This is a genomic window from Pseudomonas sp. Marseille-QA0332 (assembly GCF_054950175.1).
This window is the reverse complement of record NZ_CM143106.1, coordinates 1,334,591-1,361,485: the sequence shown is the minus strand read 5'-3', so window position 1 is coordinate 1,361,485 and position 26,895 is coordinate 1,334,591. Positions and strand designations below refer to the sequence as shown.

Below are 26,895 nucleotides of genomic sequence, written 5' to 3'. Positions count from 1 at the left end.
CGCGGCCGCACGAGCCTGCGCTTCATTTCATCCTCACGGCAGGTTCGTCCGGCCACCCTTGGCCGAGCGGGGTTGCCGAAGCCGTCCGAGACGCTCCCTGGCGTCTGCTTTTCAACCTGCCAGCGGTGGCGTGCGTGGCGGGACCATGCGACGGTTGCCGGTGGCCTCGAATGCGGCGCCATAGCGCAGCAGCGCCGAGTCGTCGTAGGCCCGACCCGCGATGGTCAGGCCCACCGGCATGCCGATGTCCGCCATCACCCCCATCGGCACGGTCACGGTCGGCACGCCCAGGTGCCGGATGGCCAGGTTGCCATTGGCTACCCAGACCCCGTTGCTCCAGGCGATGTCCGCGGAAACCGGGTTGACATCAGCATCCGCGGGCCCCACGTCGGCCACGGTGGGAAAGACCACCGCATCCAGGCCGAGCGCGTCCATCCAATCCTCCAGATCGAGCTTGCGGGTGCGCTCCAGGCCGCGCAAGCCATCGGGCAGGGTCGGGATCTGGTCCCAGGACTTGAGTCCGCGGCGGGCCATGTTCACATATTCGTCCATGCCCGCGGCCAGGTCGTCCTCGCGGTTGGGCAGAGTGCCTGGGTCATGCGGGAAGATCCGCGGCCCGTCGACATCGGCCAGGCGATTGAGCCTGGGGTCGTCGTTGGCGCGCAGGAAGTCGTCGAAAGCCCAGCCGGACAGTTCCCACAGCTCGTCATGCAGGAACTCGGGCGAGACGATGCCACGGTTGAACACGGTTGGCGCGCCCGGGCGGTCGCCTTCGCAATTGGACACCAGGGGGAAATCCACTTCGACCACCTCGGCGCCGGCGCCCTCGAGTGCCTGGCGGGCCTGCTTCCACAATTCGATGACGCTGGCACGGGTGTGGATGCGCTGGCCGGTCGGGCCGCCGATACCAGGCTTTTCGGCGCTGCCTGCCTGCGGGTCGGCATTGATGTACATGCGCGGCACGCCGAAGCGCTTGCCGCGCAGCGCACCGGCATCGGCCGCCAGGTCAAGGTAGCAAGCCGGGCGCACCGAGGATGCCGAGGGAATCGGCACCCAAGGTTGCAGACGCCAGAGGTCGCCACGGGTATCGGGGTCGTCAGCGACCACCACATCGAGCACTTGCAGCAGGTCGGCCATGGTCCGCGCATAAGGCACGACCACGTCCATGGTCGGGGTCAGTGGCCAGTTGCCACGCACCGAGATCACCCCGCGCGATGGCGTGTAGGCGCACAGCCCATTGTTCGATGCAGGGCCCCGGCCGCTCGACCAGGTTTCTTCGGCCAGGCCGAACGCCGAGAAGCTGGCCGCGGTGGCGGTACCGGCGCCATTGGACGAACCAGAGGCGAAGGGCGCGGTGAGGTAGGCAGCGTTGTACGGGCTTTCGGCGCGACCGTAGACGCCGCGCTGCATGCCACCGTTGGCCATCGGCGGCATGTTGGTCTTGCCCAGGCAGATGGCCCCGGCGGCACGCAGGCGCTCGATGGTGAAGGCGTCGCGCTGCGCGACCAGCTCGGCGAAGGCCGGGCTGCCCGAGGCGGCAGTCAGGCCCTTGACCAGGTAGCTGTCCTTGGCGGTATAGGGAATGCCGTCGAGCGGCCCGAGGCACTCGCCTCGCGCCCTGCGGGCGTCGGACGCTTCGGCCTCCTGGAGCGCTGCTGGATTGCGCACCACCACGGCGTTGAGGGCGGTGGCGGTATCGGTTCCATCGTAGGCATCGATGCGGGCCAGGTAGGCCTTGACCAGCTCGACCGCGGTCGTGCGGCCAGAGGCCAGCGCCTCGCGCAATGTTGCAATGGAAACCTCGGTTACCTCGATCATGCTGTCACCAGTCTGTAGGCAGGTGGGGTGATGTAGGTTTGTACGACAAGTGCCCGCGGCGGTCAGGCTGCGTTTGGAACAGGCTGGCAGTTGTCTGCCAGCCGTGATCTGCGCTGGCTGATTTCTTCTAGCCTGGCCTGATCGCCACTGGGCGGCCTGACGTACAAACTCTGGTGATCGAAGTGTAACAAGAAGCCTTCACGCGCCGCAGTCTGGCGTGCCGGCAATGGTCGTTTGCAGCGTGGCATAGAGGCGGGCGCCGCGCTTGGCCGCAGCCCGCCTCGCTCGCAAGACTCAGCTCATGCCAGCCACGCTTGCATCGCCCGGCTCGTGCACCTGGGAAAGGGGCCGGGCCACATGTTCGAGCGACTTGCGCTCGGCGGCCGTGCCCCAGATCGCCTGCACGACGGCGGCGATGATCATCAGCGCGGCGCCGATCACGTAGCCATAGAAGACGTTGGTGCGGCTACCGGTTTCGATCAGCGCGCCGAACAGGGTCGGGCCGATCATGCCCCCCAGCCCGGTGCCGAAGGCATAGAACACGGCGATGGCCAGGGCGCGGATTTCCAGCGGGAAGGTCTCCGCCACGGTCAGGTAGGCGGAGCTGGCGGCAGCCGAGGCGAAGAAGAAGATCACCATCCAGGCGATGGTCTGCTGCGTGACATCGAGCAGCTGCTGCTGGAACAGGTAGCCGCTCAGGGTGAGCAGCACCCCGGACAGAAAGAAGGTCGAGCTGATCATGATGCGCCGGCCGACCACGTCGAACAGCCGGCCCAGCAGCAACGGGCCGCAGAAGTTGCCAAGGGCGAATGGCAGCACGTACCAGCCGATGTGCTGCGAGGGCACATCGTAGAAGTCCGTCAGCACCAGGGCATAGGTGAAGAAGATCGCGTTGTAGAAGAACGCCTGGGCGGTCAGCAAGGTCAGTCCGACCAGTGCCCGCTGGCGATGGCCGACGAACAGGCTGTGGAACACTTCCTTGAGCGGCGTATGGTCCCGGGCTCGCAGGCGCAGCGGCTGGCCCTCCACGGGCGGGACGGGGATGCCGCGTTCATGGTAGTGCCGCTCGATGTTGGCGACGATACGTTCAGCCTCTTCGGGCTGGTTGTGGATCATCAGCCAGCGCGGGCTCTCGGGAATCCACAGGCGCATCAGCAGGATCACCAGGCCTAGCACCGCGCCGATGCCGAAGCACAGGCGCCAGCCCGTCTCGCTGTCGATCGTGGTCGGGTCGAGCAGCACGATCGAGCCGGCCGCGCCCAGTGCCGCGCCGACCCAGAAGGTGCCGTTGATGGTCAGGTCGACCCAGCCACGGTAGCGGGCCGGGGTGAACTCCTGGATGGTCGAGTTGATTGCGGTGTATTCCCCGCCGATGCCGGCGCCGGTCAGAAAGCGGAACAGCAGAAAACTCCACAGGTTCCAGGAAAAGGCCGTGGCTGCCGTGGCGGCGATGTACAGGAACAAGGTGATGAAGAACAGCTTGCGCCGGCCCAGGCGGTCGGTGAGCCAGCCGAAGAACAGCGCGCCCAGTACCGCCCCGGCAATGTACACGGCGCCGGCCAGGCCGATGTCGGTGTTGCTCATGTTCAGCACCGGGCTGTCCTTGAGCGCGCCGGATACCGAGCCGGCCAGTGTCACCTCCAGCCCGTCGAGCAGCCAGGTGATGCCCAGGGCGAACACCAGCAAGGTATGGAAGCGGGTCCATGGAAGTCGGTCGAGGCGTGCCGGGATATCGGTGGCGTAGTGACGTTCGTCCGTGGAATCGGTGGGTTCGCGCACAGCTTTGGTCGTCATGGCAACTCCTGTTCGCTGACGGGGGCTTACGTCATGGAGCCAGACGCAGGTGAAGGAGTTCCAACCGGGACTTTTTTCCGGCGTCCAAGGTCAGTTGCCTGACAGCTTCGGATCACAAGGAAATGACATGCGCAAGGCAGGGATGATGGCGTTTGGCTTGTTCGGCTATCTGGCATATGCGCAGACGGCCCAAGGTCTAGAGTTCCATGGCTATGGACGGATTGGCCTGGGCGAGGCCCTCGGTGGGAACGGACGCCAGGCCTGCTTCCAGTTGCCGGGCGCGCCTGCCAAGTACCGGCTGGGCAACGAATGCGAAACCTACTGGGAGCTGGAGCTCAACCATGAGGCGTACCGGGGCGCCGATGGCACGGTGGTCACCCTCAACGGCATGGCCAGCCTGGTCGAGCAGTACAACCATTTCCCGGATTTCGGCGGCGATACGGGCGCCATTCGCCTGCCCCAGGTCTGGGCCGGGGTCACCTCGCCGGTACTCAACGATGGCACGGCCTGGGTCGGTCGCCGCTACTACAAGCGCCACGACATCCATATCAACGACTTCTATTACTGGAACCCGAGCGGTACGGGGGCGGGGATCGACAACTACAAGCTTGGCCGCTACCTGGTCAGCTACGCCTTCACCCGTGAAGACACCATCGAGCAGAAGCACAAGGCCAACCGGCACGACTTCAACCTTGGCGGCATCGAGCCCAATCCCGGTGGCGACCTGGAGCTGGGCCTTAGCATCATCCAGAAACCTGGCCATGTGGAGGGTGCTCATGGCGGCTGGTCGGTCACGGCCGAGCATGACCAGGACGGCTTTCTTGGCGGCGAGAACCGTTTCGTCGTGCAGTATGGCGAAGGGCCGGGGATCGGTCTGGGCCAGACCGGCGACCTCACGGCCGGGCGCAGCACGCGCAGCTGGAGGGTGCTGGAATCGCCCATGTGGCAGATTACTCCGGAGTTCGGCGGAGCCCTGTTGGCGCTGATGCAGAAGACCAAGGCACCCAATGACCAGGGCTACACCTGGTACTCCTTCGGCGTGCGGCCCAGCTACGCCTTCAGCGAGCATTTCAAGCTGGTGGTCGAATTCGGCCATGACCAGATCGAACCGGAGCGCGGCGCGACGCGCAAGCTGGACAAGATCACCATTGCGCCGACCTTGAGCATCGGCAAGGCTTTCATGGCCAGGCCCGAACTGCGCCTGTACGTGACCTACGCGCGTTGGAACCGGGCCGCCCAGCAGGCCGCCGATAGTGGCACGGCGTTGGCCGCCGATGGACCCTACGGCGCGCAGCTGCACGGCGCCAATGCTGGTGTCCAGCTCGAGACCTGGTGGTAGCGCGCTCGTCTACCAGAACGTCGGGGAGGCATTGGCCAGGACCTGGCAGAACACTTCGATGGCGCTGTCGACCTGCGCTTGGGTGGTGTAGCGACCGAGGCTCAGCCTCACGCTGCGGCGTGCCTGGCACGGCTCCAGGCCCAGCGCCAGCAGTACATGCGAAGCGCTGGCCGCCGCCGAGTTGCAGGCCGAGGTCGACGACAACGCCAGCGCTGGCGCCAGGGCGGCACTGTTGAAACCATGAGTGTCGATTCGCAGGTTGAGCGTGTGCGGGATGCGTTGTCGCGGGCAGCCGTTGAGGCTGATCCCTGGTAAATCCAGCAGCCCTTCCCGCAGGCGTCGACTCAACTGGGCGATACGCTGGTGCTCGCTGTCGCCAGGCGTGGCGGCCAGGTCGAAGGCGCTGCCCATGCCGACGATCTGGTGGGTGGCCAAGGTGCCGGAGCGCAGGCCGCCTTCATGCCCACCGCCATGGATTTGCGCGCGCAGCGATGGTCGCGCCCGAGCGCCGACATACAGTGCGCCGATCCCCTTGGGGCCGTAGACCTTGTGCGCCGAGAAGGACATCAGGTCGACCGGGGCATGCCGCAGGTCGATCGCGACCCTGCCGACCGCCTGGGCGGCGTCCACATGCAACAATGCGCCATGCTCGCGTACCCGCTCGCCGATGCTGGCGAAATCGGTGACGGTACCCAGCTCATTGTTCACCGCCATCAACGACACCAGCAGTGTGTCGGGGCGCAGGGCTGCCTGGACCGCTTCGGGCTGGATCAGGCCCTGGGCGTCCGGCTGCAAGCGGGTGACCGCATGGCCCTGGCGCTCCAGTTCGGCCATGGTGTCGAGCACCGCCTTGTGTTCGAGTGCGCTGGTCAGCAGATGTACCGGCCTGCCGGCTGACTGAACGATGCCCTTGAGCGCCAGGTTGTTGGATTCGGTGGCGCCCGAAGTCCAGACGATGTTGGCTGGCTCGGCGCCGACGCGCTCGGCGACCTGGGCGCGGGCCTGTTCGACGGCGGCACGTGCCGCTTGGCCGAATGCGTGGCCGCTGGAGGCCGGGTTGCCGAAGTTGGCCTGGACGCCGAGGCAGGCGAGCATCGCCTCGATCACTCGGTCGTCGACGGGGGTGGTGGCGGCATAGTCGAAATACAAAGGCGTGTCTGGCATGGAAGCGATCCGCATGAGCAGGTAGGGACAAAACGTACCGAGAATGGTACTAGGCTCTGCGGGGAAGGATTTTGCTCTTTATTGAGTCATGTGAGGCCTTTATCGGAATATTTTTTCTAGAGTTCCAGTAACCGGTAGTATTTCTTTTCGAAGCATCGAGATTTCGTGGACTTCTTGTTTCTTTGGTTATAAGCGGCTGGCGGGGCCCTGCCAGGGCCCCCAGTCTTGCGCGCCAGCCCGTTCACTCTCGCAAACGCGGTTGCTCGCGACCTCGTTCACCCGCCAAACCCTCGACAAGGTTCGCCGCGGGCGCCGTGGCGGAATCCTGCGCGGTAGCGGGGCCCGCGCTCGGCGTCGGCGGGACCTGCTGCCCGCGGGTCCTGACCAGCGAAAGCACGACCCCGCCAACCAGCAAGCCCAGGGTCACGCCCAGCGAGAGCAGGGCCGGTACCTTGCCGACAAGGCCGTGGTAGAAGATCTTGCAGCCGATGAACACCAGTACCAGGGCCAGGGCGTACTTGAGGTAGACGAAGCGGTGCATCAGCGCTGCCAGGGCGAAGTACAGCGAGCGCAGGCCGAGAATGGCAAAGATGTTCGAGGTGTACACGATGAACGGGTCCTGGGTGATGGCGAAGATGGCAGGAACGCTGTCGACCGCGAAGACCAGGTCGGCCAGTTCGATCAGCACCAGGGCGAGGAACAGCGGCGTGGCATGGCGCAGCGCCCGGGACTGGCCTGGAGGCGTGAGCCGGACGAAGAAATGCGCGCCGTGCAGCCGGTCGCTCACGCGCATGTGCCGACGAACGAAGCGCAGCACCGGGTTGTGGGCCAGGTCTGGGTGGCTGTCCTCGCGCGACAGGGCCATCTTGACCCCGGTGAACAGCAGGAAGGCGCCGAAGATGTACAGCACCCAGGCGAAATTCTGTACCAGTGCCGCGCCTACGCCAATCATGATCGCGCGTAGCACCACCACGCCGAGGATGCCCCAGAACAGCACGCGATGCTGGTAGCGTCGAGGGATGGCGAAGAAGCCGAAGATCATCGCCATCACGAAGACATTGTCCATCGACAGCGACTGCTCGACTAGAAAACCCGTGTAGAACTCCATGGCCGCCTGCGCGCCCAGCTCGAACCAGATCCAGACCCCGAACAGGACGCCGACGCTGAAGTAGCCCGAGTACAGCAGCAGGCTCTCGCGCATTTCGATTTCCCGGTCGGTGCGGTGCAGCACGCCCAGATCCAGGACCAGCAGGCCAATGACGATGCCGGCGAACACCAGCCAGAGCCAGGTGCTGGTACCGAGCAGGGGAGTGCTGAGAAAGGTGTGTAGAGCTGTCATGAGCCCCTCCTTGATTGTCGACGTTGCGTTGGCAACAGTGATTCCGACATGGCGGCTCGGCAGCCGTCAGAGGGGCCCGGTAATCACATGACCTGAGCCTAGACCGAGCCTGGCCAGCTGCCGAGCAGGAGGGTGTTACATTTCTTTACCCAGTTGGGAAGCGGCAACGGGTCCTGACGCAGCGTCTGACCCGTGCATGTCTCAGTGCACCCAGATCTCGACCCGTCGATTGCGCAAGCGTCCCTGCAACTGGTCGTTGCCCGCTACCGGCAGGTCGTCACCCAGGCCGATCACCTCGCGCACCTGGACACCGTCGCGGGCCAGCTCGCGGCGCACGGTCATGGCTCGCAAGCGCGACAGCAGGGCGGCCCGTCCTGGCGCTTGCTTGGAATCTCCGAAGCCTGCCAGCACCACCTTGCCTTGCAGCTTGTCGGTCTGGCGAAGATGGGCCACCACTCGCCGCACATCGCGCAGCGCCTTGCTGTCCAGCTCGGCGCTGCCTTCGCGAAAGCGGAAGTTGACGTTCAGGCGCCTGGCTTGTTCGGCCAGCTGGCGATAGCGCGGCGGCCAGGCGCCGTTGCGCTCGACCGTCTCGGCCTCGATCTGCTGGGCGACGAAGCCTTGCTGCGCGACGATTGCCTGACCTGCCGGACTTTGGGTGAATTCCACCAGCGCACGCGCCATGGGGCTGGCCGTATCGAAGGGCAGGTAGAAGTACAGGCGGCGCGCCAGTGGGTAGTCCTCGCTGGCCACCAAGGCACGCGTCGGCAGCATTGGCGGAGCCTCACCTTCGGCGATCGCCACCACCTTGCTGCCATTGACATTGCCCAGGCTGGCGAAGCCGATGCCCTGACGATCGGTGCGGATCCGGGCGGCCAGCGCTTCGGCGGACTCGAAGCGCTGCGAGCCGCTGTCCAGATGGCGAGCGTTCGGATCCAGCACCAACGCCTTGAAGGTCTCGAAGGTGCCGGAGCGGTCGTCTCGTGCATACAGATGGATCTGGCCACCGGCGACACCCAGTTGCTCCCAGCGTCGTATTTCACCAGCGAATACCAGCGCCAACTGCCGAGTGTTCAGTTGCGACAGTGGGTTGTCGGGATGGACGATCACCGCAATGCCATCCAAGCCGATCACCTGTTCGCAGGCCGGGCAGCGCAGATCGCCGAGCGGGCGGAGGCGTCGTGCTTCCTCGTCGCTGATGGCCCGCGAGGCGGTAGCGATATCGGCTCGTCCGCTGGCCAACGCGACGAAGCCGGTGCTCGAGCCATGGGCGGCGATCTCGACATGCAGCTGGTCTGCTTCGACGCCTTGCGCACTGACAAGCACCTCGTTGCTCGCCGAGCCGGGGTGGATTCGGACCTCGGTCGCGCCTTGGCTGCCCAGCATTGCCGCGACCAATGCCGGTGCCAGCGTGGCACCAATGGTGTTGGAGCCCTGCAGGCGCAGCGCCGACGAATCGGCCATGGCCAAGGGAGCCAGCAGCACCAGCGCGATGAGGAGGCGATACATGCCCAAGCGTCCTGGCCGTAGTTGCCGGCCAGATTACGCCGGACGCATGAACCGCAGGTGACAGCAGGGGAGCAGACGAGGCTGGCCTTGTCCCAGGCAAACCGCTTATGCTGTAACGAAATATTTCTACAACTACAACGCAGGAGGCGCAATGCCGCCAAGGGATCTGTTGCTGGCATTGGTGGTGATCATTGCCTGGGGGGTGAACTTCGTGGTCATCAAGGTCGGGCTCGACGGGCTGCCGCCAATGTTGCTGGGCGCCTTGCGGTTCCTGCTGGTGGCGTTCCCGGCGGTGCTGTTCGTCAAGCGCCCGAACCTGCCCTGGCGCTGGCTGATCGCCTATGGCGCCAGCATTTCCCTGGGCCAGTTCGCCTTTCTGTTCCAGGCCATGTACAGCGGCATGCCGCCGGGGCTGGCCTCGCTGGTGCTGCAGTCGCAAGCCTTCTTCACCTTGTTCTTCGCTGCGCTGTTTTTGGGCGAGCGGTTGCGCCCAGCCAGCCTGCTCGGTCTGCTGGTCGCCGCGGGCGGGCTGGCACTGATCGGTAGCGAAGATAGCAGCCATGTGCCGCTGCTGGCGCTGTTGCTGACCCTGTGCGCCGGCGTCATGTGGGGCATGGGCAACATCATCACGCGCCGCTTCGGCTCGGTCGACCTGGTGGCGTTGGTGGTCTGGGGCGGGCTGGTTCCGCCGTTGCCGTTCCTCGCGCTGTCCTGGTGGCTGGAAGGACCCCGGCAAATCAGCCAGGCGCTGCTGGGGATCGGCTGGAGCTCGGTGCTGGCGCTCGTCTACCTGGCCTTCATCGCCACCATGCTTGGCTACAGCCTGTGGAGCACCTTGCTGTCGCGGCATCCTGCCGGCAAGGTGGCGCCGTTCTCGCTGCTGGTGCCGGTCATCGGCCTGAGCTCCTCGGCCTGGCTGCTCGGCGAACGTCTCACCGCCGTACAGGGCTGGGGTGCGCTACTGGTCATGCTCGGTCTGCTGGTCAACGTCTTCGGCGCGCGCCTTGGGCAACGCTTGCGCTCGGCCTTGTGCTAAGACCTGCAAGCCGCCAGCGCCGACGCTGCGGTAGTAGACCTTGAGCGCATCGACGAACTCCTGCGCCAGGCGCGTACGCGTCTGCGCAGCGGGCCAGATGACATAGGTCGGGAACAGGATATCCGGCTTGAACGGCCGGATGACGACCTCCCGGTGCAGGAAATCCCTGGCGACCAGTGGATGAGCCAGGGTGAGCCCCATGCCCAGGGCGACCATTTCGCAACTGATCGCGCTGTATTGCGCTTCGACGGCCATCACCCGTTCGACGCCTGCCTGGTCGAACAGGTCATCGACCAGCGAGCGCGTGCCGTCGCCATGACAAAGCGAGATGAAGGCCTGGCCTTCGAGATCCGCGAGGCTGATCTGCGCCCGCTCGGCCAGCGCATGCGAATGCGGCAGGACGCACACGGCAGCCATCTCGCCGAGCAGTTCGACCTGGTGGCTGTTCACGTCGCCAGGGTGGACCACGATGCCGATATCGCAGAATTGCGACTTCACCCATTGTTCGACCGTCGGCGAGGAGTTCACGTGCAGTGACACGGTGAGCCCCGGACGCGCATCGAGGAACTGCTTGATCACCGCCGGCAGCACGCTCAGGCCGGTCGAGGGCACGCCGGCCACGCGCAGGCGCCCGGTGCCCAGGTTGCGGATGTGCTTGGCCGAATGCTTGAGGCTGTCCAGGCCAACATAGGCGCGCTCCACTTCCTGGAAGAACGCCTGGCCTTCCTGGGTCGGGACCAGGCGCACGCCGGCGCGCTCGAACAAGGTCAGCCCGGTGCTCAGTTCGAGCTGGCCGATCAGTCGGCTGACATTGGGTTGCGAGGTGTACAGCGCCTGGGCCGCCGCCGTCATCGAACCCAGTCGCATGACGCTGCGGAACGCCTCGATCTGCCTCAGATTCATCCTTACCTTCCATATCGAATATGAATAGCTAATCCCGATACTGTGATTTGACCATATGGATGATGCCTCGCAATACTCCATGACAGCGATTCAGCGCACAACAAGATGCGCCAACCCGAGCGGTACCGGGAACATGCAGCCCGCTGCATGGCTTCGATTGACGCCGAAGCAACTGACGCATTGTTCGATCTGCCCCAGCACTTCGGAGATAGTCTGTGAATAACTACAAGACCACCGCTGCAACGCCGTCATTGCACCCTCTGGCCCGTATCGCCACTGCTGTCGCCATCGCCCTCGCCGGGTTCGCCAGCGCTACCGCCTCCGCCCAGCCGACCCTGTACGTGGCCGGCGTCGGCGGCTCCACCGAACAGATGTACAAGACCAAGGTCATCCCGGCGTTCGAGCAGCAGCACGACGTCAAGGTGGTCTACGTGGCTGGCAACTCGACCGAGACCTTGGCCAAGCTCCAGGCCCAGAAAGGCCGCCAGCAGATCAACGTGGCGTTGATGGATGACGGGCCGATGTACCAGGCGCTGCAACTGGGGCTGTGCGAAAAGCTCAGCGATGCGCCGGTCTATCAGGACCTCTATCCGCTGGCGCGCATCAGCCCCGAGGCGACAGGCGTCGGCGTGGTCGCCACGGGCATCGGCTACAACGAAGAGGCGTTCCGCAAGCGTGGCTGGGCGCCGCCCGATTCCTGGGAAGACCTGACCGATCCACGCTACCGGCAGCTGTTGGGCATGCCGCCGGTGACCAACACCTACGGCTTGCACACCCTGGTGGAAATGGCGCGCCTGCGCGGCGGCGGGGAGAAGAACATCGACCCGGGCTTCAAGGCCCTCAAGGATGAGATCGGGCCGAACGTGCTGGCCTGGGTCTCGGCGCCAGGGGAGATGGACGGCATGATGCAGAACGGCGACGTGGTCATGGCCGTGTATGGCAGCGGCCGCGCCGTAGCCTTGCAAGGTACCGGCTTCCCGCTCAAGTTCATCTATCCCAAGGAAGGCGGCGTCGCCTTGCAGATGGCGGCCTGCAGCATCACGCCCAATGCGCAGAGCGAACTGGCGCAGGCGTTCATCCAGCACGTGCTGTCCCCGCAGGTGCAGGAGATCCAGGCACGCGAGAACGGCTTCGCGCCGGTCAACCGCAACGTCGACCTCGCGCTTGAAATCGCCGCGCGCATGCCCTATGGCCCAGAGAAGATCGACGCCTTGATCAAGGTCGACTGGGACACGATCAACCAGCAGCGCAGCGAGTGGACGACGCGCTGGAATCGTACGGTCGAGCGCTAGCGATCCGCTGCCCCGATCCTTCCCGACACTTTCCTGGAGACGCAGGCTTCGGCCTGCGTGGCAAGTCTATGGCATTTCTCACACTCGAAGGCATCGTCAAGCGCTATGGCAGTTTCACGGCCATCGACGGCTTGAACCTGGACGTACAGCGAGGCGAATTCGTCGCCTTGCTCGGGCCGTCTGGCTGCGGCAAGACCACCACCTTGCAGTCCATTGCAGGGTTCGTACAGCCCACCGAAGGTCGCATCGTGCTCGACGGACGCGATATCACCCATGTACGTCCCGAGCGACGGGGTCTGGGTATCGTCTTCCAGAGCTATGCGCTGTTCCCGCACATGACCGTTGCGCAGAACATCAGCTTTGGCCTGGAAATGCGCGGCGTGGCCAAGCCCGAGCGCGGCAGGCGCATCCTCGAGGCGCTCGACCTGGTGCGTCTGGGTGGCTTGGGGGAACGCTATCCCAAGGCGCTTTCCGGCGGGCAGCGCCAGCGGGTCGCCATCGCCCGGGCCTTGGCGATACGCCCCGACCTGCTGCTGCTCGACGAACCGATGTCCAACCTCGACGCCAAGTTGCGCGAGGAAATGCACATCGAGCTGCGGGCGATCCAGCGCGAGCTGGGGATCACCACCATCCTGGTGACCCATGACCAGGTCGAGGCCATGACCATGAGCGACCGTATCGCCGTGATGCACAAGGGGCGCATCGTGCAGATCGATACGCCCTTCGAGGCCTACGAGCGGCCGCACTCGCCCTTCGCTTCGGCCTTCCTGGGCAAGACCAACGCCTTCGCCGGTGCCGTTCGGACCCGCAATGCACGGTGTTGCCATGTTCAGGTCAACGATACCGTGCTGCACGTGCCCCACGAGGACCGTTCGCTCGGGCATGACGTCAACGTCTATATCCGTCCGGAGAAGATCCGCTTGACCGAGGTGGGCAAGGGGCGCCTGAAGGGGCGGGTGCGCTTGCGGGTATTTCTCGGCAACCTGTGGTTGCTGGCGGTGGAGAGCAGCTTCGGGATGGTCCACATGACCCAGCCCAACCTGGGCACGCCGCCACCGCAGGAACACAGCGAGGTCGGGCTGGACTGGTCCGACGAAGACCTGCGCGTGCTGGACCGGGAGGTTGCCCATGGCCAGGTATGATGCCGAACATGTCGGGACCGCGCCGTGGCTGCTGAGCGGTCCGGCGTTGCTGGTGTTCATCGCCTTGTTGCTGATACCCCTGGCCTTGACCGCCATCCTCTCGCTCAACCTGTTCAATGACATGCAGGGCGTGTTGCCGGTGTACAGCCTCGGCAACTATCTGGAGGTGTTCGGCGACGACTATTTCCATGAGATCTTCCTGCGCACCGGCGGCATGGCCTTGGCGGTCACGGCGCTCTGCGTGCTGATCGGTGTACCGGAAACCATCATCATCGCGCGCATGGCACCGCGCTGGCGCTCGCTGTTCCTGCTGGTGGTGCTGGGGCCTTTGCTGATTTCCGTGGTCGTGCGCACGCTTGGCTGGGCCATCCTGCTGGGCAACAACGGGCTGATCAACGACGCGCTGCTGGCGCTGGGCATCGTCGAGCAGCCTGTGCGGATGCTGTTCACCCAGACGGGCGTGATCATCGCGCTGAGCCATGTGCTGGTGCCGTTCATGGTGATCGCGGTGTGGGCCACCTTGCAACGCCTGGACCTGCAAGTGGAGTGGGCGGGCCTTTCGCTCGGCGCGTCGCGCCTGACGGTGCTGCGCCGGATCATCCTGCCGCAGATCATGCCGGGCATTCTTTCCGGCTCGATCATTGTGTTCGCCCTGGCGGCTTCGGCGTTCGCCACCCCGGCGATCATCGGCGGTCGACGCCTGAAGGTCGTGGCCACGGCCGCCTACGACGAATTCCTCGGCACCCTCAACTGGCCGCTCGGTGCCGCCATCGCAATGCTCCTGCTGGTCGCCAACCTGATCATCATCCTGGGTTGCAGCAAGCTGGCCGAGCGCCGCTTCAAGCAAGTCTTCGAGTGAGCTGCCATGCACAAGAACGGATTTTTCTCGCTGCTGTTCCACCTGGCGTTCGTCACGTTCATCGCCGCACCGCTGCTGGTGGTGATGGCGATGGCCTTCACCGACAAGGGCTACCTGTCGCTGCCTACCGATGGCCTGTCGCTGCGCTGGTTCCGCGCCTTGCTCGACAACCAGGAAATGCTCGATGCCTTCTACCTGTCGCTCAAGCTCGGGCTGGTGTCGGCCAGCATCGCGACCCTGCTGGCGATTCCGGCGGCCATGGCCATCAGTCGCTACGAATTCGCCGGCCGCGGTGCGCTCACCGGCTTTCTGCTGTCGCCGCTGATGATCCCGTCGGTGGTGCTGGGCATCGCCTTCCTGCGTTTCTTCTCGGTGGCGCAGATCGGTGGCTCGTTCTGGGCCCTGGCCTTCACCCACGTGATCGTGGTGCTGCCTTATGCATTGCGGCTGACGCTGGCCTCGGCCATCGGCCTTGAGCGTGACGTGGAACAGGCGGCGCTGTCGCTTGGCGCCGGACGCTGGACAGCGTTTCGGCGCGTGGTGCTGCCACGCATCCGCACGGGTGTGATCGGCGGCTGGATGCTGGCGTTCATCCAGAGCTTCGACGAACTGACCATGACCGTGTTCGTCGCCACGCCGGGTACCACGACCTTGCCAGTGGCCATGTACAACCAGATCGCCCAGACCATCGATCCGTTGATCACTGCCGTCTCGACAGTGCTGATCGTCGCTACCGTGCTGCTGATGCTCGTACTCGACCGTCTGGTCGGGCTTGACCGGGTGTTGATCGGAGAAGGCAAATGAGCCAGGACTTGGCGCATGTGGATGTGATCGTCATCGGCGGCGGCCTGGTAGGCATGGCGGTGGCCTACGGGCTGGCCTGTCGAGGGCTCGGGGTCGAGATCCTCGATCAGGGTGACCAGGCGTACCGAGCCTCGCGGGGCAACTTTGGTCTGGTCTGGGTGCAGGGCAAGGGATACGGCCGGCCGGAGTACGCGCGCTGGACCCGCTCCTCGGCCATGGGTTGGCCCGCGTTCGCCCAGGCGCTGTTGGCAGACAGTGGCGTCGACGTGCAACTGCGCCAACCGGGTGGCTTCCACATGTGCTTCAGCGACGAGGAGCTGCTGGAGCGCCAGCGCCGCCTGCAGAACCTGCGCCACAGCCTGGGCGATTACCCATTCGAGATGCTTGACGCCGCCGAACTCAAGGCACGCCTGCCATTGATCGGGCCCAAGGTGGTGGGGGCCAGCTACACGCCCCAGGATGGCCACCTCAACCCGTTGAAGCTGCTGCGGGCCCTGCATGCATCGGCGCAGGCCAAGGGCGCGCGCTTGCACAGCGGCGTGCAGGTCGAGCGGATCGACAGCGCCTCGGGAGAGTTTCGCATATTCACCGACCGTGGGTGCCTCGTCGCGCCAAGAATCGTCCTGGCCGCCGGGCTGGGCAACCCGGCGTTGGCACGGCAGGTCGGCCTGCATGCGCCGGTGGCGCCCAATCGCGGGCAGGTGCTGATCAGCGAACGGCTGCGACCGTTCCTCGAGTATCCCACCATCAACGTCCGGCAGACCGATGAAGGCACGGTACAGCTGGGCGACTCCATGGAAGAGGTGGGCTTCGATGACGGCACCTCCACCGACGTGCTGGCAGCCATTGCCCGGCGCGGCATCTCGACTTTCCCGCTGCTACGCGACGTGCGCCTGGTCAGGGCCTGGGGCGCCCTGCGGGTGATGAGCCCGGATGGATTCCCCATCTATCAGCAGTCTGCCACCCATCCAGGCGCCTTCGTGATCACCTGTCACAGCGGTGTCACCCTGGCGGCTGCCCATGCGTTGCGTATCGCGCCATGGATCGCCGGTGCCTCCAGGCCCGACGAGCTGGGGGCGTTCAGCGGCGAGCGGTTTCTAACTGACAAGGTGTATTCCCATGCGCACTGATTCGCCGTTCAAGCCCTTGCCGGATGAAACCGAGACAAGGCCAACCGTGACCTTTAGTTTCAATGACCAGTCCTTGACCGTGCCGGCGGGCGCGAACGTGGCCGCGGCACTGCTGATGTCCGGCATCCGGCGGTTTCGCGCCACGCCGGTCAGCGAGTCGCCACGCGCGCCTTATTGCATGATGGGCGTGTGCTTCGAATGCCTGCTCGAGATCGACGGGGTGCCCAATCGCCAGGGCTGCCTGACCGAAGTGGCGGACGGTATGTGCATCCGTTCCCAGGAAGGCGCGCGCGACCTGGTCTATCGATTCGCCGGCGTCGAGGCCGTGGAGGTACGCTCATGATCCAGCAATCGGCCGATGTGGTCGTGATAGGCGCGGGGGCGGCCGGCATGGCCGCGGCGATCGAGCTGGCCGGGCTGGGCTTGCAGGTGGTGTTGCTCGACGAGCAGGCAAGTCCGGGCGGGCAGATCTACCGTGGCATCACCCTGGCACCGCCATCGCGGCGAGACGTGCTGGGCAGCGACTACGCTCGCGGCTTCGAGCTGGCGCAGGCGCTGGCGAGGTCGAAGGTACGTCATGAAACGGACGCCTCGGTATGGCAGGTCACCCGCGAGCACCACGTCAGCTACCTGCGAGACGGATGCCTGCATGCGCTGCAAGCCAAGGCCGTGGTGCTGGCCACGGGTGCCATGGAGCGACCGTTTCCGATCGCTGGCTGGACCTTGCCCGGGGTCATGACCGCGGGCGCCGCGCAGATCCTGCTCAAAGGCTCGGGGCTGGTGCCGAGCGAACCGGTGGTCCTGGCCGGGTGTGGGCCGCTGTTGTACCTGCTGGGCTGGCAATATCTGCGCGCAGGCGTGCGGATCGCGGCGCTGGTGGACACCACGCGAGCCGAGGACTACTGGCGAGCCCGGCGCCACCTGTTCGCCGCGCTGCGGGCATGGCCCTACCTGAGAAAGGGGCTGGAGCTGATGCGCAGCCTGCGCAGTGCCGGCATCGCTCACTACCACGCAGCAGAGCACCTGGCCATCGAAGGGCAGGAGGCGGCGCAAGCATTGACCTTCAGCGTGGCGGGCAAGACCCGGCGAATCGCCACTCGGTGCATTCTCCTGCACCAGGGAGTGGTCCCGAACATCCAGCTGAGCCAGGCGCTGCGGGCCCGGCACGAATGGGACGAGCAGCAACTGTGTTTCCGTCCGCGCCTCGACCCTTGGGGCGAGCTCGACGTACCCGGGGTCTACGTCGCCGGTGACGGCGCTGGCATCGGTGGCGCGCAAGCCGCGACGCTGCAAGGGCGCTTGGCGGCCCTGGCGGTCGCCGCGCGTCTAGGCAAGCTCGACCCGGCGGTGCGTGATCGACGGGCTCGGCCCCTGCGTGCGCAGCTGCAAGCCAACTTGCGCATCAGGCCATTTCTCGACACGCTTTACCAGCCAAAGGAGGCCAACCGTATTCCTGCCGATCAGGTCCTGGTGTGCCGCTGTGAAGAAGTGACGGCCGGCCAGTTGAGGGCATTCGTGGCCATGGGCTGTACCGGCCCCAACCAGGCCAAGTCGTTTGGCCGTTGTGGCATGGGGCCGTGCCAGGGGCGTCTGTGCGGCCTGACCGTCACCGAGGTCATCGCCAAGGCGCGCGGCGTTTCGGCCGCCGAGGTGGGTTATTACCGCATCCGCCCGCCCATCAAGCCCATTACCCTGGGAGAATTGGCCGGTGACTGAATCGACATCGCGCCAGGCCGATGTCCTGGTGATCGGGGGCGGACTCCATGGCCTGAGCACGGCCTTGCATCTGGCTCGGGCCGGGGTCGAGGTGATCCTGCTCGAGGCGCAGTATTGCGGCCGACATGCCTCTGGCGTGAATGCCGGCGGGGTACGTACCCTGGGGCGCCACGCGGCGGAAATTCCGTTGTCGTTGTCGTCGAGCGCCTTGTGGCATGAACTGCCCGCGTTGCTCGGGGACGATGGCGGCTTCGTGCCCAGCGGCCAGCTCAAGCTGGCCGAGAACCTGGCCGAGCTCGAGGCATGTCGGCAACGTGTCGAGCGCTTGCAGGCGCTGGGCTTCACCCATGAGCGCTTGATCGATTCGAGCCAAGTGTTCGAACTGCTCCCTGCCGTGGCACGGCATGTGACAGGGGGCATCTGGGTCAGCCAGGATGGCTACGCACAGCCGTTCAAGACGGTGACCGCGTTCCGCCTGGCTGCGCAGAAGCGTGGTGTTCGCATCCACGAAGGCACCCCGGCGCAGCGTATCGAGCAGGCCGGCAACCACTGGCAGGTCAGCACCCCGGCCGGCCGCTTCCGCGCCGAACACCTGGTGCTCACCGCGGGGGCCTGGGCCGGGGAGCTGGCGGCGCAGATCGGCGAACCGGTCCCGGTGCATCCCGAAGGGCTGATGCTGATGGTCACGCACCGCGTCGCGCCTTTCTGTCGCCCGGTACTGGGCGCCACCGGCAGGGCACTGTCGTTCAAGCAGTTTGCCAACGGCACCTTGGTGATCGGCGGCAAGCTCGTGGGCTCGCTGGATTTCCCGGCCCGCCACGGCGAGGTCGAGATGTCCCGCTTGAGCAGCAGTGCGCGGACTGTCACCGATCTGTTTCCGCACTTGCGACACCTGGCGGTCAACCGGGTCTGGGCCGGCGTCGAAGCCTTTACCGCCGACGACCTGCCAGTGATCGGCGCCAGCAGCAAGGCCAGCAACCTGAGCTACGCATTCGGTTTTTCTGGCAGCGGCTTCCAGATGGGTCCTGGCACCGGCAAACGCCTGGCCCAGCTCATCCTCGGAGAGCGCTCCGACATCGACCTGAAGGCATTTGCCATCGATCGATTCGGCCCGACCGGCAACGCCTCGTCTTCGTTTCAACCCGCTACACCTACCACTTCACCTTGAGGAGCTCCCATGCTGGATATCACCCGCATCGAAACCAATCAGCGCATGAGTCGCGTGGTGCAATGCAATGGCTTCACCTTCCTGGGCGGCCAGACGGCCACGGACCGCACACTGGACATCAAGGGGCAGACCGCCCAGGTCCTGGAGAAGATCGACAATTATCTGGCCAAGGCTGGCCTGGACAAGACCCGGATCCTCATGGCCCAGGTATGGCTGTCGGATATCGAAGCCCATTTCGCGGGCATGAACGAGGTATGGGACGGCTGGGCGCCAGAGGGGCATGCTCCGGCACGGGCGACGGTCGAATCACGCCTTGCCGCGCCTGACCTGCTGGTGGAGATCACCGTCGTCGCCGCGGGCTGAACACGCTCGCCTGGGGTGGTGGGCTGGGTGTCCCGGCCCGCTGCGGCCAGGGCGTCGCACGCTTTTCAGCGATTTTCTTGACCTTGGACAACATAACCGGATTTGCGGGTCGCCGGGCTCGCCGCATTGTGTCTTACTGTCCGGGTAACTGGAGACAGGAGGACCAGGCTCATGCGTATCAGGGAAGAAACCTACTGGAGATGGGCCGATGCCCAGCTACACAGCCGTTGTCATGACGAGGAGTTGAGCGACGGCACCACCATCGATGTACAGGTACGGCTTTCGCGCCTCGGCGCCACGCAGTTGTTTCTCGGCCTGTATGCTCGAGGCGGCAAGGCACTGGTCGAGGAGTACTACCCGGCACGTCCCGGAGAAACCATGAGTCGAGCCCTGGTGTGGGGCGTCGATCGGGCGCGGGCCATGGTGGCTGGCCCGCTGGCCAATGCTTCCAGCCCGCAGGCGCAAGGTCGGCGCCGCGCCTGAGAACGCAAGAGGCGAACGATGCCGGCGCAGCCCGGCATCGCCCGCTGTCGGGCCCAAAACCCTCAGCCTTGCGCCTGGCGTTGCGGGGTCGACGACCAGGAAGCTTGCAAGGACTGCAGCACGCTGCCGACGAAGTCGGTATCCGCCGCGGCTTTCCTGCCGACATAACCCTGGCCGCGACGGAACACCTTCAGCCGGGCTCGCATGCTCGGCATGTGAGATTCGATTTCCGCCTCGCCGATGTTAGGCGGCAGGCGATCGAGGCGAACCTCGCCGTTGTGGCTGACCCAGAGCAGATGGTCGTCGAGATGGTCCTTGCGCGCGGCGAACAGCTCGGCCAGCTGGTCGATCGTAGGACGGTCGTTCAAGTTCATCATAAAGCCCCCTATTACCTGTGGTTGGTCATTTCACGTCTGGCGCCACGCCATGTAGCGCACTAACAAGGCTGCTACCGCAGCATCGCAACAGGGGCTTTCTCCATGCTGTCTTTTGGACAGTTCCCGCTCCACGAACGGCCCGCGTTACCGCGCAGGCCGTCTGGAATACCCTTGTCCTCGCTCCCGATCAGGAAGACGACCTCATCATGCATAAGCCCGATGAACGGCGTCAATAGTTTTGTAGTGAAAAAAACAGAGCACTACAAGATACGCTGTTCAGCGTTTGCTCTCGTTTCGTACACGCTTGATCGATCAGTGATCACCCAGCCTTAGCACAAACGGCAACAAACCCTTTAACCTAGGGGCAGACCGAGGAAACAAATGGAAACGACATGAAGTACCTGCGGATGCTCTTCGACAAGTTCACCCTCACCTTGCTGGGCGTGGTACTGATCGCCACCCTGCTGCCTTGCCAGGGCGAGGGCGCGGTGCTGTTCGGCTGGCTGACCAACCTGGCCATCGGGCTGCTGTTCTTCCTGCATGGCGCCAAGCTGTCCCGCGAAGCGATCATCGCCGGGGCCGGGCATTGGCGCCTGCATCTGCTAGTGTTCGCCTGCACCTTCGCGCTGTTTCCACTGCTCGGCTTGGCGTTCAAGCCAGTGTTCCTGCCGCTGGTGGGCGACGAGCTGTACCTGGGGGTGCTCTACATGTGTGCCTTGCCCGCCACGGTGCAGTCGGCGATCGCCTTCACCTCGCTGGCACGTGGCAACGTGCCAGCGGCGATCTGCAGCGCCGCGGCTTCGAGCCTGCTGGGCATCTTCCTCACGCCAGTGCTGGTCATGCTGTTGCTCGGAGCCGATGGCAACACCGGTTCGGGCCTGGAGGCCGTGCTCAAGATCGTCGTGCAGTTGCTGCTGCCGTTCGTTGCCGGGCAGCTCGCTCGGCGCTGGATCGGTGCCTGGGTCAAGCGCCGGGCGCGCTGGTTGAAGCTGGTCGACCAGGGCTCGATCCTGCTGGTGGTCTATACCGCGTTCAGCGAGGCCGTGGTGACCGGCTTGTGGCATAGCGTATCGCCACAGCACCTGGCTGGTCTGTTTGCCGTGTGCATCATCCTGCTGGCGGCGGTGCTGCTGGCTACCCGGCTGCTCGGGCGGATGCTGGGGTTCAGCCTGGAAGACCGTATCACCATCCTCTTCGCCGGCTCGAAGAAGAGCCTGGCCACTGGCGTGCCCATGGCGCAGGTGCTGTTCGTTGGCAGCGGCATCGGCGCGATGATCCTGCCGTTGATGCTGTTTCACCAGATCCAGCTGATGGTCTGCGCCGTGCTGGCTCAGCGTTACGCCAGTCGCGAGCCGGACGCAGAACCCTCCTCGGTGCTGTCCTGAGCCCAAGCGGCGCTCAGTTGCCAGTCGCGTTCAGCGGATGCAGGGCCCTGAAACCCGCGGCTTCGGACACCAGCCAGTCATGAACTGCCCGCGGGCCTGGCCGGGTCAGGCCTGCGGGTGGATAGAGCAGCACGTAACGCTTGTGGTTGGGGATCGGCACACCGAAGGGCACGATCAACGCGCCACGCTCCAGCTCGTCGTTGAGTAGCGTGCGTCTGGCGATAGCGACACCGATGCCGGCGATTGCCGCCTCGATGGTCAGGTGGTTGCGGTTGAACGTGTGACCGCGGCGCACGTCCAGGCCGCTGGCGCCGATGCCGTCGAGGTAGAACTCCCATTCCGAATATTCCGAACTGCCACGCCAGGCGGTGATGTCGTGCAGCAGCGGGTAGTGGGTCAGGTCCGTGGGGCCGTGCAACGGCGGCCGCCCACGCAGCAGGGCGGGTGAGCAGACCGGGAAGATCTGTTCGTCCAGCAGCGGGGTGGAAAGCATGCCGGGATAGCTGCCGTCGTTGAGGTCGATGGCCAGGTCGAAATCGGCCGCGTCCAGCGCCTGGTTGCTGTCTTCGGCGACCAGGCGCAGCTCGATGTCCGGATAGCGTTGCTGCAGGCGCGGCAGGCGTGGGGTCAGCCATTTGGCCAGGAACGACGGAATCGAGCGCAGCCGTACGGTGCCGCGAATCTCGCCGGCGTCCAGGCGCAGCAGTTCCGCCTCGATGCTGCCATAGGCCTCGCTGACCGTCTGCGCCAGACGCTGGCCTTCGGCGGTCAGCTCGACACCACGTGCTCGGCGCAGGAACAGGCGAAAGCCCAGGCGTTCTTCGAGCTGGCGCATCTGCTGGCTTACCGCGCCGGGCGTGATATGCAGCTCCTCGGCGCTGCGGGTGAAGGACAAATGCCGGGCAGCACAGGAAAAGACGTGAAGCCAGACGAACATCGGGCCGCTGAGTTGCCTGCGCATGGTTTAGTCCTGCTAAAGGCTTGGTTAGGAAATTTCGTTGGTCAGGCGAAGCATGCCGGTTCAGTATCGAGCATGACGGTAGCACCTGGCAATTTCATCGCAGGCCCGTTGAGCGGCGTTTCCGTGATCGAAGGTGGAGGTATTAGCATGGCTATCAGTGTATTCGACCTGTTCAAGATCGGTATCGGCCCGTCCAGCTCCCACACCGTAGGCCCCATGCGCGCGGCCGCGACCTTCGCTCGGACGCTGCGTGAACGGCACTTGCTGGGGCAGGTGACCCGGGTCGAGATACGTCTGTACGGCTCCTTGTCGGCCACCGGGGTCGGCCATGCCACCGACCGTGCCTGCTTGCTGGGGCTGATGGGGCAATGGCCCGACCGTGTGGACCCTCACACCATCGGGCCACGTATCGAGCAGTTGCTGCAGGAGCATTGCCTGATGCTCGATGGCCAGCACCCGATCGAATTCCATTATGCCCGCGACCTGCTGCTGCTCGACGAGAACCTGCCTTACCACCCCAATGCGATGAGTCTGCAAGCCCTGGGCGAGGCGGGCAGTTTGCTGATGCAGACTTACTATTCGGTCGGTGGAGGCTTCATCGTCGAGCAAGCGCAGATCGATGCGCCCGCCTGCGACCACGCGCAAGTCGCGTTGCCCTACGAGTTCTCCAGCGCAACCGAACTGCTGGCCCTGTGCAAGGCCCATGAGCTGAGTGTCAGCCAACTGATGATGGCCAATGAGACAGCCTGGCGCAGCGAGCAGGAGGTCCGCGACGGCTTGCTGAAGATCTGGAAAGCCATGCAGGAATGCGTGGCCAATGGCCTGAGCAACGAGGGCATCCTGCCTGGCGGCCTCAAGGTTCGTCGTCGCGCCGCCAGGCTGCACCGCAGCCTGCAGGAACTGGGCAAGCCCAATGTCATCGGCTCGACGCTCAGCGCCATGGAATGGGTCAACCTGTTCGCCCTGGCGGTCAACGAGGAGAACGCCGCTGGCGGACGCATGGTCACCGCGCCAACCAATGGCGCGGCGGGAATCATTCCGGCGGTCCTGCATTACTATATGAAATTCAATCCCGATGCCTGCGATGACGACATCGTTGCGTTCCTGCTCTCGGCTGCCGCCGTGGGTATCCTGTGCAAGAAGAACGCCTCGATCTCCGGCGCCGAGGTCGGCTGCCAGGGCGAGGTCGGCTCGGCCTGCTCGATGGCCGCCGCTGGCCTGGCCGAGGTGCTCGGCGCGACGCCAGCGCAACTGGAGAACGCCGCCGAGATCGCTCTGGAGCACAACCTCGGCCTGACCTGCGACCCGGTGGGTGGGCTGGTGCAGGTCCCCTGCATCGAGCGCAACGCTATCGCCGCGGTCAAGGCCATCAATGCGGTGCAGATGGCCTTGCGCGGCGATGGCGAGCACTTCATTTCGCTCGACCAGGTGATCCGCACCATGCGCGACACGGGAGCCGACATGCTCGACAAGTACAAGGAAACCTCACGCGGCGGGCTGGCGGTGGCCTTCGTCGAGTGCTGAGCAGGCCTGGCGGCCGCCGGTCGGCAAGTGCCGATGCCAAGGCGAACCTGCCTGACTTTCCTGCCTCCACTGCTATGGTGCAGATGAAGGATGATCTGCTCATTGCCTGAATGCATGATCGTTCGGATAGACGATGTCTTCTATCAATTGGTACTCAGGCGCAGTCAGGCGTAACAAGGGGAGAGTCCCGTCACACGCCATCGGCAGAGGTTGCGGTAATGTCGCTTATCGGACTATCGACGTTGGAAATGCGTCAACTGATCGAACAGGCCTGCCTGCCTGATCGCTGCGAAGTGAGTTGCCCGGATGGGGTATGTCTGACCATCCGTCTTGGGCGAGGTCAGGATCTCGACGACTGCCTGGTCATGTCCGGCATTCCGTTGAGCAGCCTCAACAGCTGCCGAGATCTGCTCGGGCTGGTGTCCCAGCTACGGGCGCAACAGCATCGGCCAACCCTTCGCCGCTCCGTCCGGGCCCTGGCCTGAGCCGTGCCCGGTGGGCTCGACTGGCCAAGGTGGCCGGCCCCGTCAGGGTTTGTCGAAAAGTCGCCGAGCGGCGATCAGCCAAGGCGACAACAGGCGAGCAAGCGCCGCCTGCGAATGGTAAGTGAGCGTCCCGCGCTCATTGTCAGCGCAGCCTGAGCGGCGCGCAGGCACCTGCTTCCAGAGCCTGGCAGCCAGCGGCCTGGCATCATTGCAGTTCGAGCAGCAACTTCAGTCCACCGTCGCCACATTTACCATGGTGGCGCACGACCCCATGGTAGGCGCGCCCCTCCCAGACGAACGCCAGGCTGTGCGAGCGATCGAGCTTGTTGGGCAGCGGGGGCGCGATGTGCAACTGCAGCCCAGGTCGACCGCGCAGGTCTAGCGGGGCCAGTTGCACAAGGCATTCGACACGTTGGGCCACGGGGCCGAACAATGTGTCACGGACGTAATCCAGCTCCACGCTGGCTGCCGGTGCGGGGCAGGGCATCTTCATGGTTGTCGGGCTCCATCGGTATCGCTGGGCAGGTCATGCTGCAACTGCTGCGCCCTCTCAAGGTGATCGCGCAGCATTGGCAGGGTGTCACGTGCATACATGCGGATCGATTCTTCGGCCGTCCCGGCTTGTCGCTGCTGGTCGAACAGGCGGATCGCCTGCTGGTGGGCGTTGACCTGATGGCGGGCATAGGCTGCGTCGAACGAAGCGCCTTCTGGTACCTGCAGCATCATTTTCCGCGCCTTCTCGGCCAGCGCCGCTTCATCGGGCATATCGAACCCATGCAGCCTGGCCAGTTCGAACAGTGCCCGGTTGGCCTGGGCATGGTCGTCGATCATGTGTTGGGCAAACTGCCTGACCGCTGGCGAGTCGGATTTCTCCAGAGCCAACCGACTGGCCTGGATCTCGGACAGGCCCATGCTGGCCGCCTCGCTCGCGAAGGTGCCATCGGCGGGCGCGGCGGCCACTGCCGTTGCGCCGAGACTCGCCAGGCACGCCAGCAGTGTTGCCGAGCGCAGGGGGGACGAATGCATGCGCATGCTCCTTTACAGGAAGGACAAAGTCATCGTTCGAAGCCCGCCTGGGCAGAGCGTTCAATTTATTTGCGCGCTGCCTATCCAGGCCATGCCCGGTGTGCTCTATCGAGCGTGGCAAAGGGGTAGGGGTGGGTCAAGTGAAGAGGCTGTCAATCATCGTCCCTGGCCGTTTTGCCGATCGACGGTGTCTGCGCGTCATAGACCGTGTGCGCCTAGCTGGTCCGGTCGGTGGCCTTGGGCAACGCCAGGCGCGCCTGACGCCTGCTACCGTGCCCCCCCATCAGTCCGGACGTCGGGTGCCTCTGGCAGGCGCGAAGCAAGCGTCCGCCACGAATATTGCTCTCGATCTGTGACCGGGCCCAAGGCCAGGAAGTCAACAGGCCCTGGCTAGGCGAGGGTATGCGTGGGGCGTCCTGGTGTGGGGCGCTGGCCAGGGGCTTGGACAGGTGCGCTGTTGGTCGGAGGCGCGGTCACGCCTTGTAGTCCTGGCCGTCACGGTCGAGCTGGCGGATCAGTGCATCCCAGTGCCGCTTGACCCCCTCGCCATGACCATCGGAAAAGCGCCTGGATTGCTCGTGGACCTTGGCGATGGCCCGCGGCGAGGCATGCCGCAGTTGGTCATTGCCACCGGCCTGGGCCGCGATCTGGATGTTGCAGGCCCGCTCCAGCCCATGCAGCTCGCGAAAGGCATGCTCGACGCTGATGCCACCAGTGAGCAGGCCGTGGTTGCGCAGGATCAGGATGTTGCTATCGCCCAGGTTGGCGACCAGGCGTGCTTGTTCGTCCAGATCCAGGGCCACCCCTTCGTACTCGTGGTATGTCACGCGACTGTAGAATCCGAGGGCATGCTGGGAAATCGGCAGCAGGCCGTCACGCTGGGCCGATACCGCCGCGCCATCGCGCGTGTGAGTATGCAGGATCGCTTTGAGGTCAGGTCGGGCACGATGGATGGCGCTATGGATGACGTAGCCGGCCTGGTTGATGCCCAGGCCCAGCGGGTCGTCGACGATCGTCCCGTCGACATCGACCTTGACCAGGTTTGAGGCGGTGATTTCGTCGAACAACAGGCCAAAGGCATTGATCAGAAAATGCTCGTCAGGCCCTGGAACGCGCGCCGAGAAATGCGTGTAGACATGATCGGTCCAGCGCAACAGCGCCGCCAGGCGATAGGCTGCGGCGAGCTTGACCCGTACCTCCCATTCTTCCGGGCCGACTCGCTGACGCACGCTGGCTTCGCTGCTGGACACTACAGGCAAGGTACTCATGATCATCTCC

General features: G+C 64.9%; 26 protein-coding genes. 15 read left to right on the top strand and 11 right to left on the bottom strand.

Annotation, left to right across the window (positions count from 1 at the left end):
- Positions 1-111: 111 nt before the first annotated feature.
- Together ACY8GK_RS06410 and ACY8GK_RS06405 are read right to left on the bottom strand one after the other, a co-directional pair.
- Positions 112-1,818 (bottom strand): amidase, encoded by a 1,707-nt coding sequence (locus ACY8GK_RS06410; protein WP_196178439.1) that lies wholly within the window; start codon positions 1,816-1,818, stop codon positions 112-114.
- A 294-nt stretch (positions 1,819-2,112) separates the two neighbouring features.
- Positions 2,113-3,612 carry an MFS transporter gene (locus ACY8GK_RS06405; protein ID WP_196178441.1) on the bottom strand — a complete coding sequence of 500 codons (1,500 nt, stop codon included), beginning with the start codon at positions 3,610-3,612 and terminating at the stop codon, positions 2,113-2,115.
- Positions 3,613-3,739: 127 nt separating this feature from the next.
- On the opposite strand from ACY8GK_RS06405, the gene ACY8GK_RS06400 reads away from it, so the two are divergent.
- Positions 3,740-4,951 (top strand): carbohydrate porin, encoded by a 1,212-nt coding sequence (locus tag ACY8GK_RS06400; RefSeq protein ID WP_462402624.1) that lies wholly within the window; start codon positions 3,740-3,742, stop codon positions 4,949-4,951.
- A 9-nt stretch (positions 4,952-4,960) separates the two neighbouring features.
- On the opposite strand, the gene ACY8GK_RS06395 is transcribed toward ACY8GK_RS06400, so the two are convergent.
- The 3 genes from ACY8GK_RS06395 to ACY8GK_RS06385 form a co-directional block, all read right to left on the bottom strand.
- A complete protein-coding gene (locus ACY8GK_RS06395) occupies positions 4,961-6,115 on the bottom strand; it encodes a cysteine desulfurase family protein (RefSeq protein WP_462402623.1) in 1,155 nt (384 codons plus the stop codon).
- 241 nt (positions 6,116-6,356) lie between these two features.
- Positions 6,357-7,454, bottom strand: coding sequence for a TerC family protein (locus tag ACY8GK_RS06390; protein WP_462402622.1), 1,098 nt, complete (start codon positions 7,452-7,454; stop codon positions 6,357-6,359).
- A 201-nt stretch (positions 7,455-7,655) separates the two neighbouring features.
- Complete coding sequence (locus ACY8GK_RS06385; RefSeq protein ID WP_462402621.1) at positions 7,656-8,963, bottom strand: substrate-binding domain-containing protein; 1,308 nt, start codon at positions 8,961-8,963, stop codon at positions 7,656-7,658.
- A 151-nt stretch (positions 8,964-9,114) separates the two neighbouring features.
- Between ACY8GK_RS06385 and ACY8GK_RS06380 the strand changes: the two genes are divergently transcribed.
- Positions 9,115-9,999, top strand: a complete 885-nt coding sequence (locus tag ACY8GK_RS06380; RefSeq protein WP_462402620.1) for an EamA family transporter — start codon at positions 9,115-9,117, stop codon at positions 9,997-9,999.
- On the opposite strand, the gene ACY8GK_RS06375 is transcribed toward ACY8GK_RS06380, so the two are convergent.
- Entirely contained in the window at positions 9,922-10,902 is a 981-nt protein-coding gene (locus tag ACY8GK_RS06375) for a LysR substrate-binding domain-containing protein (RefSeq protein ID WP_196178453.1), read from the bottom strand. The two genes, ACY8GK_RS06380 and ACY8GK_RS06375, sit on opposite strands and share 78 nt — an antisense overlap.
- A 215-nt stretch (positions 10,903-11,117) precedes the next feature.
- Here ACY8GK_RS06375 and ACY8GK_RS06370 point away from each other — a divergent pair, with 215 nt between their 5' ends.
- From ACY8GK_RS06370 to ACY8GK_RS06325, 10 genes are all read left to right on the top strand, one after another.
- Entirely contained in the window at positions 11,118-12,194 is a 1,077-nt protein-coding gene (locus tag ACY8GK_RS06370) for an ABC transporter substrate-binding protein (RefSeq protein WP_462402619.1), read from the top strand.
- 68 nt (positions 12,195-12,262) lie between these two features.
- Complete coding sequence (locus tag ACY8GK_RS06365) at positions 12,263-13,336, top strand: ABC transporter ATP-binding protein (protein WP_196178457.1); 1,074 nt, start codon at positions 12,263-12,265, stop codon at positions 13,334-13,336.
- Positions 13,323-14,195, top strand: a complete 873-nt coding sequence (locus ACY8GK_RS06360) for an ABC transporter permease (protein WP_196178459.1) — start codon at positions 13,323-13,325, stop codon at positions 14,193-14,195. The genes ACY8GK_RS06365 and ACY8GK_RS06360 overlap by 14 nt, the downstream gene beginning before the upstream one ends.
- 6 nt (positions 14,196-14,201) lie before the next feature.
- Positions 14,202-14,999: an ABC transporter permease gene (locus ACY8GK_RS06355; RefSeq protein ID WP_196178461.1), complete on the top strand. Its 798-nt coding sequence runs from the start codon at positions 14,202-14,204 to the stop codon at positions 14,997-14,999.
- Positions 14,996-16,129, top strand: coding sequence for an NAD(P)/FAD-dependent oxidoreductase (locus tag ACY8GK_RS06350; protein WP_196178463.1), 1,134 nt, complete (start codon positions 14,996-14,998; stop codon positions 16,127-16,129). Before ACY8GK_RS06355 ends, ACY8GK_RS06350 begins: the two co-directional genes overlap by 4 nt.
- Positions 16,119-16,472: a (2Fe-2S)-binding protein gene (locus tag ACY8GK_RS06345; protein WP_196178465.1), complete on the top strand. Its 354-nt coding sequence runs from the start codon at positions 16,119-16,121 to the stop codon at positions 16,470-16,472. The genes ACY8GK_RS06350 and ACY8GK_RS06345 overlap by 11 nt, the downstream gene beginning before the upstream one ends.
- Positions 16,469-17,845 carry an FAD-dependent oxidoreductase gene (locus ACY8GK_RS06340; protein WP_462402618.1) on the top strand — a complete coding sequence of 459 codons (1,377 nt, stop codon included), beginning with the start codon at positions 16,469-16,471 and terminating at the stop codon, positions 17,843-17,845. Before ACY8GK_RS06345 ends, ACY8GK_RS06340 begins: the two co-directional genes overlap by 4 nt.
- The gene (locus tag ACY8GK_RS06335) at positions 17,838-19,013 is read left to right on the top strand and encodes an NAD(P)/FAD-dependent oxidoreductase (RefSeq protein ID WP_462402617.1); all 1,176 of its coding nucleotides are present in this window, start codon (positions 17,838-17,840) and stop codon (positions 19,011-19,013) included. Before ACY8GK_RS06340 ends, ACY8GK_RS06335 begins: the two co-directional genes overlap by 8 nt.
- 9 nt (positions 19,014-19,022) lie before the next feature.
- Positions 19,023-19,376 carry a RidA family protein gene (locus ACY8GK_RS06330; RefSeq protein WP_462402616.1) on the top strand — a complete coding sequence of 118 codons (354 nt, stop codon included), beginning with the start codon at positions 19,023-19,025 and terminating at the stop codon, positions 19,374-19,376.
- A 171-nt stretch (positions 19,377-19,547) separates the two neighbouring features.
- Positions 19,548-19,859 (top strand): hypothetical protein, encoded by a 312-nt coding sequence (locus ACY8GK_RS06325; protein WP_462402615.1) that lies wholly within the window; start codon positions 19,548-19,550, stop codon positions 19,857-19,859.
- A 62-nt stretch (positions 19,860-19,921) separates the two neighbouring features.
- On the opposite strand, the gene ACY8GK_RS06320 is transcribed toward ACY8GK_RS06325, so the two are convergent.
- Positions 19,922-20,236, bottom strand: a complete 315-nt coding sequence (locus tag ACY8GK_RS06320; protein WP_462402614.1) for a hypothetical protein — start codon at positions 20,234-20,236, stop codon at positions 19,922-19,924.
- A 392-nt stretch (positions 20,237-20,628) separates the two neighbouring features.
- Between ACY8GK_RS06320 and ACY8GK_RS06315 the strand changes: the two genes are divergently transcribed.
- The gene (locus ACY8GK_RS06315) at positions 20,629-21,621 is read left to right on the top strand and encodes a bile acid:sodium symporter family protein (RefSeq protein WP_196178476.1); all 993 of its coding nucleotides are present in this window, start codon (positions 20,629-20,631) and stop codon (positions 21,619-21,621) included.
- Positions 21,622-21,634: 13 nt separating this feature from the next.
- Here the strand turns inward: ACY8GK_RS06315 and ACY8GK_RS06310 are convergent, their stop codons facing one another.
- A complete protein-coding gene (locus ACY8GK_RS06310) occupies positions 21,635-22,582 on the bottom strand; it encodes a LysR substrate-binding domain-containing protein (protein WP_196178478.1) in 948 nt (315 codons plus the stop codon).
- Between the two features lie 147 nt (positions 22,583-22,729).
- On the opposite strand from ACY8GK_RS06310, the gene ACY8GK_RS06305 reads away from it, so the two are divergent.
- Entirely contained in the window at positions 22,730-24,106 is a 1,377-nt protein-coding gene (locus tag ACY8GK_RS06305) for an L-serine ammonia-lyase (RefSeq protein WP_196178479.1), read from the top strand.
- Between the two features lie 218 nt (positions 24,107-24,324).
- Positions 24,325-24,591: a DUF1652 domain-containing protein gene (locus ACY8GK_RS06300; protein WP_196178481.1), complete on the top strand. Its 267-nt coding sequence runs from the start codon at positions 24,325-24,327 to the stop codon at positions 24,589-24,591.
- A gap of 205 nt (positions 24,592-24,796) precedes the next feature.
- Here ACY8GK_RS06300 and ACY8GK_RS06295 read toward each other — a convergent pair whose 3' ends face one another.
- The 3 genes from ACY8GK_RS06295 to ACY8GK_RS06285 form a co-directional block, all read right to left on the bottom strand.
- Entirely contained in the window at positions 24,797-25,084 is a 288-nt protein-coding gene (locus ACY8GK_RS06295; protein WP_196178484.1) for a hypothetical protein, read from the bottom strand.
- Positions 25,081-25,617: a DUF4142 domain-containing protein gene (locus tag ACY8GK_RS06290; protein WP_462402613.1), complete on the bottom strand. Its 537-nt coding sequence runs from the start codon at positions 25,615-25,617 to the stop codon at positions 25,081-25,083. The genes ACY8GK_RS06295 and ACY8GK_RS06290 overlap by 4 nt, the downstream gene beginning before the upstream one ends.
- 473 nt (positions 25,618-26,090) lie before the next feature.
- Entirely contained in the window at positions 26,091-26,885 is a 795-nt protein-coding gene (locus tag ACY8GK_RS06285) for a class II aldolase/adducin family protein (RefSeq protein ID WP_462402612.1), read from the bottom strand.
- Between the last annotated feature and the right edge of the window lie 10 nt (positions 26,886-26,895).